This window comes from Mariniphaga sediminis (genome assembly GCF_003573545.1).
Classification (GTDB): domain Bacteria; phylum Bacteroidota; class Bacteroidia; order Bacteroidales; family Prolixibacteraceae; genus Mariniphaga; species Mariniphaga sediminis.
The window spans coordinates 1-5,791 of record NZ_QWET01000044.1 but is presented as its reverse complement, the minus strand read 5'-3'; the positions used below and the strand labels follow the sequence as shown (position 1 = coordinate 5,791).

6 protein-coding genes are annotated in these 5,791 nt (G+C 30.9%); all 6 read right to left on the bottom strand.

The features are described from left to right. Positions 1–207: 207 nt before the first annotated feature. A complete protein-coding gene (locus D1164_RS23355; RefSeq protein WP_119352324.1) occupies positions 208–1,362 on the bottom strand; it encodes a hypothetical protein in 1,155 nt (384 codons plus the stop codon). Positions 1,363–1,821: 459 nt separating this feature from the next. After that, entirely contained in the window at positions 1,822–2,430 is a 609-nt protein-coding gene (locus D1164_RS23350) for a hypothetical protein (RefSeq protein WP_119352323.1), read from the bottom strand. Further along, positions 2,417–3,385: an MvdC/MvdD family ATP grasp protein gene (locus tag D1164_RS23345; protein WP_119352322.1), complete on the bottom strand. Its 969-nt coding sequence runs from the start codon at positions 3,383–3,385 to the stop codon at positions 2,417–2,419. Before D1164_RS23345 ends, D1164_RS23350 begins: the two co-directional genes overlap by 14 nt. Beyond that, complete coding sequence (locus tag D1164_RS23340; protein ID WP_119352321.1) at positions 3,357–3,689, bottom strand: hypothetical protein; 333 nt, start codon at positions 3,687–3,689, stop codon at positions 3,357–3,359. The genes D1164_RS23345 and D1164_RS23340 overlap by 29 nt, the downstream gene beginning before the upstream one ends. Positions 3,690–3,847: 158 nt before the next feature. Next, positions 3,848–4,576, bottom strand: coding sequence for a DUF5131 family protein (locus tag D1164_RS23335; protein ID WP_119352320.1), 729 nt, complete (start codon positions 4,574–4,576; stop codon positions 3,848–3,850). Beyond that, the coding region (tcmP, locus tag D1164_RS23330; protein ID WP_119352319.1) for a three-Cys-motif partner protein TcmP at positions 4,577–5,791 on the bottom strand (1,215 nt) is incomplete at its 5' end. It abuts the gene before it with no gap.

Here is a 5,791-nt window from a genome sequence, read left to right as displayed (position 1 = left end):
TATTTCATGCCTGAAGGTACTAAATACCTGTATTTGTCGCTGTTGATATATGTCTGAGTTTTTAACAAAATATGGTTAGGTTTTTAGACAGTCTGACGGCTGGTGCATGTTGTCGTAGCGGATTTCGAAGAGCGTTTCTGTCCGAAGGACACGGAACTGCGAAACGAGAATCCGGCGAACGACACTGCATGAACCCCGCAATGCAATTTACAACTTGTTAGGCACCGTAATTTTTTTAAATTTTTCTCTAATATATTTATCCGTCCATCCATTTTTGTAAGGATATTCAATAATTTCATGTTTCTCAGTTATTAAAATACTATCAGTTATTGAAACAATTTTCATTGACCTCATCCATCCATCTTCAGTTTGAATATATTTTCCATCATTTGATAATTTCCAGTTAGCCTTTCGTAGATTAGTTTTATCTGTATTCATCGAACATTCACCATTTTCAGAAAATGTGTAATTAATTGTTTTTTTTTGGTAATACTTGTCCAATATGCTTGGAACTGAATCTTTCTCGATGAATGGTCTATTTCTTTTAAAACTATTTAAAGTAATTTCTTTTTCCGGGGCTTCGCTTATTGAATCTGAAACAGGTTCTTCAAAGTCAATCATTTCCCAAGTGCCAACCAAGTTGTCTCTTAATTTCTGATATTTATTCTTTGATAATTTCTTTAGTTTTATGAATTCAACATTTTCTATTGAGTCATTCCAACAAGTTTCTGTGACTATCTTTGAATCAGAAATACTTATTACTTGATAAATCTGATAGTCTAATTGAAAATAGGATAATATTATAAAAAGAGAATTGTTATATTTTTCTATAGTCCACCATTCAACATCAAATGATTCATTGCCCTTTGACTCATCTATGCGATAATACATTTTCAATCTTGATGTATTGTAATAGTATGGCTTTTCTTTAAACTCAAGTCTTATAGAATCGTTCCTTTCCTTTACTAACCAATTATTGGTTAGTAGAATCTTTTCTATTTCACTTGTGTCCTTTTTTGTTTGGGAATTTTTAATTGGAATAAATGAATTGGTTTGAGCAGAATCTGTTATAAGAAGAATGTCATCAGTATATTTTATAATTTGCCCATAAACAGTTGTGTCATCAAGTATCAGGTTATTAGCAGAATCTATAAAGTATTTATAACTTCTTAATTTGTTGAATTCAAAATATTTGGTAAAGAATAACGTGTCATTATCTGATAAATCCAAATAAATTCCAGGGTCAGACCAAGAATCTCGGTACGTCGAAATCCATTCTTTTTTATTAGAAATATCTTTATCATTTTGGCATGAAAAGAGGAACAATAAGAAAATTAATTGTATGTATTTTGTTAACATCATTCTTCTATTATTATTCTGACTAACGTCAAATTTTGTTTTTTTTATCTTGTATCCCTTTGTTCATAATGCTTTCAGCTTTATTTGTATCTGAAAATTTTCAAAAAAGTGCTAAAATTTTGTCGTTAGCAACAGTATTTAATAAGCTCTGGAGAAATAGATAATTTGCGTTTAAATCTATTTCGGAAGTGCTTATGTGGGGAATGGTGCCTAACGGTCACTTGTAAGTTGTCGTTGCGGATTTCGGAGCGCGTTCCTGTCCGGTAGGACGGAACGATGTTACGAGAATCCAGCGAACGACACACCACGAACCCCGCAATGCAATTTACAATTTGTTAGGCAACTGTTATTTCTTTTTTTTCAATTTCGTTAATACTATTATACTCAGAATAATGGATATCAATACCAAGATATATAAAACCAATATTGTCCAATTCTCAGGCAGTGAAATCCTAATTGATTTTAAATCAAAGTCAGATATTTTAATTTGATTATATACGAAATCAGCAAAGTCAATGAATAAAGAGGTATAATAAATATTGCTCGTTTGAAATATTCTTGAGCCATCGCCATATTACTTACCTTTTCATTTACTTTAATTGAGTTTTTTCTTGTCTTGTTTGTAATGTCAACAATTAGTTTTTTATAATATTTCTCGTTTGCGGCTTTAAATAGAAAATCTTCGATTTCAATTATATAAAAACCTTTCCTTTCTAATACTTTTATCGAAAACCATAGTGTTCTTGATAAATATAGAATAAGGATAAAAAGAAAGATGATTAATATTAAAGTATTAGAATCAAAACTTTTAGAGTTAAATAAAATCGACGTTACTCCTAAAACTACAGAAATAGCAACACTCATTGTTCCTATAAAAATAGATGATTTGGCTTCAACAGCTTTATTTCTGTCATTTTCTACATCAAAGTATTCTAATGCTTGTTTAAGCGCATCATTAATCTTGTTCTCCTCTATGCTTATTTTGCTTTCTTCTAGCAAAATAGGTTCTTGTTTAGGACCTTTTTCGAGTAGTGGCCAAATTAATTCTCGTAAATCTTTAAAAGCTTTCATTGACAAGGAGATTAGTTATTTCATGTGATATTTGATATCCTGTTAATTTCTCAATCCAAGCCCATTGACCGTTCGGATTTATTTCAAGAAATATGAACTCTTCATTTTTGTCTAGCACAAAATCAATTGCACCAAATCTAAGATTCAAGTGTCTAAGTAACTTGACACATTTATTGTGTATATCTGATGGTAACTCAATTCTTGTATGCTTAAGAAAGTCTTGATTTATACGCCAATCAACTTTCGTCTTTGAATCTTCTTGTGAATGTATCATAGTTGCAAAGGCCTTTTCTCCAACCATTGTAACTCTCACATCTCCATTCTTTAATATGTGAGATTGTAAGAAGTTAGGGCATGAATTTATTTGTTCTCGTGATGAAGGTATTTTATCCAATAGGTTTGTATAAATGACCTTAGATTTATTTTCTTCTTCAATTACCCCGCTTTTTATGGGTTTAATAATACAATTCTCATCACAGTTTGAATAGAATTCATTTACATCTTCATATTGATTTGAGACAATACTTTTAGGGATTTTGAGATTCAGTTCTTTTGCAACCTCTAACTGGAATATTTTATTCTCCGCTTCTCGAATCGAATAAATAGGACTAATCCAATAAGCCTTCCGCAAAAGTTTGTATATACCCTCTAGTGTAAATAAAATCTCATTTTGAATTAAATTAATTTCTCCTCTATTTAAATCATCATATTCTATAATTGGTAATTCTGGTCTTCTAAAATATACCGCGGTAATCCCTGCAAGATTTACCTTTTCTTTTTTAATAGTGTCGTAAAGAATAAATGAATTTTTATGTAAATCTAATGTACAGCTAATGGTTTTAGTCAATTCATCAGTATTAAAACGAAAGAAGTCAATTTCTTTTTCCTTTAACTGTTTTACTATAAAGTCTGAAGTAATATCTGATTTATTTGAGATTATTAGAACTTTCGTCATCTCGTTCTTGCTTTACGTAGGTTTTTATCGTCATATCTAATAATTGAAGATATGCATCGTCATTTTCTTGATGAACCCTAGTTTTTGTTTGCATATTAATCATATCTACATTGCATTCATTAGTTTCGTCATAAACTTTTGTTCTAGTCTGCAAAGCAAAATCCTGATTGTTAGTTTCGATTAGGGCTTTCTTTTCATTGTTTATTAAAACAATACTCAGCGACTCTTCAAAATCATACTCATATTTAAACTGATTTTTTGGTTGCTCAGTGTCAATGGCGTAGTCAATTAATAGTGGTTTCATCTTTGTTTTTTTATAGTTGGTAACGGTGGTGGTATGAGGTCGTGGCGGTCAGACGAGAGTCTGACCAGTCCGACCGAAACGAAGGTTGGGACGAGATTCGACTTGTCGAATCTGCACAAACCCAGCCATGACTTATACCACGTGTTAGGTGCTGGCTTTTATTCATTTTCAATATCTTTTACCATTGGCATTTCGTCATAAATTTTACCATTTAGAAGTCGACCACTTGCTTTTTTATTTTGACCTCCCCATTGTTTAAAAAAGAATGCAACACCGTTTTTCTCACACTGAACCTGAATGTCTGAAACCCATTCTTGTTTTATTGGTCTTGGTTTATGTCCGCTTTCTCCACCTACAATTACCCAATCAATTTTTTCCAAGTTTATTTTATTTAATGGACCGAGTAGGGGTTCAAGAGAAATGAATTTAACTTTTGCATTTGTATCTCGCAAAAAATCAATTCTACTTGTGACTTCTTTATTTTCTACAGAAACCCCCATCCAAATATTATGAGTCCATTTAAGGTTTTGATGAAATGAAAAAAGTCTTTCTGCCCTTTTTGTAAGAACTTGAAAAACATGTTGTGGATTATCATTCATCACCTTAAAAGTTTGTTGAATAAATTCCAAAGGAATGTCGTCATGAAATAAATCGCTCATAGAATTCACGAAAATCATTTTTGAGGATTTCCATGTGTAAGGAATTGATAATGTACTTGGATGTGGAATAACTTTATCAAAACCAAATTTGTATTTTTCTTGTCCCATCGCTTTCAGTCTGCGAGTCATTATTTCAGCATAGCAGTTCTTGCAACCTGATGAAATTTTTGTACAACCCGTTGTCGGATTCCAACTCATTTCAGTCCACTCTATTGATGAATTCGCCATTTATTTAAATTTTAAAATGCAATCTTTTGAAATTAATACTGATACTTTATGTGATTTGTTATCGGTAAATTCTGCAATGAGTTTTTGCTCATCCACAAGTCTTCTTAGTGCTATTGTATAATGACTTCGGCTATATAATCCGGTTGTGTGATGATTTTCAAATAGGTTAAAAGAAGAAATTATTTTACCAGTGTATAAATTGTAAAGTTCATTTTTAAGTTTATCTATATTCAATGAATTGACATCGAACAACTCAGTCACTGGTTTGTCGAATTTCTTTGCATCAAAAGTATAAGTGTTAACGCCATCGAACATAGTCCCAACATTTGCAAAATCGTTATAAATTGTTTTAATTAAATCATAACCTCTTGCTCCTTTTGTAATGTGCAAAATATAATGACTGGTAGTTTCGATATCTTCTTCCTGAAATTTGAATGCTGTATAATAAATTTTACCTTTTAAAAGATTCTCATATTCTTGCCCAAGTGATTCAATGATAAGATTTAATCTTCCAGAAACGGTGGTTTTATATCGTCTGTCATTTTTGATTTTTTGATAAGTTGTTGGAAATAAATCATTCATTAAACCTTCGAATTTTTCATTTTCTAAGGCTGGATGGATTCTTTTTGTATTTACAAAAAGAAAAACTTCATTTCCCCAGTTCTTTAAAAATTCTGCTAAAACTTTTGTTTCAATTCCTTTATATCCAAACGGGTCTATGAAAAGTAGTGCTGGATATTCATTATGGTTTCCATCATGAGTGTTTCTACAAAGAAATTGTGTTATCTGTTTACAATTACCAACTGTGCTTTTCCCAAAATGAGGTTTATGCCTAAATGTTCCTTCTGGAAATTCTTTCAAGAAATTTTCTTTTAGTTCTTGATGATAATTGTTGTCATTAAAAACCATTTTAACATGTTGCCTTAGAAAATCATCAGTTTTACAATGATTTGCTATTAGAATTGGTGTTGATGGATTTCCATCTTCATATCTCCCCGGTCCAGCAAATAAATCAATATATCTAATTTCTTTAGGCAAATGTTTTTTTACAATTATTTTGCAATAACTTGGAAAATATTCTGAAACAATATAATTAGCCCCAAAATTTAGACAACAAGTATAATTTGAAAATTTAATAAACTTGTTGTTATGAAAAAGAGAAAAACTTACAGCGCAGGCTTTAAAACAAAAGTAGTACTTGAAGCTCTTCAAGAG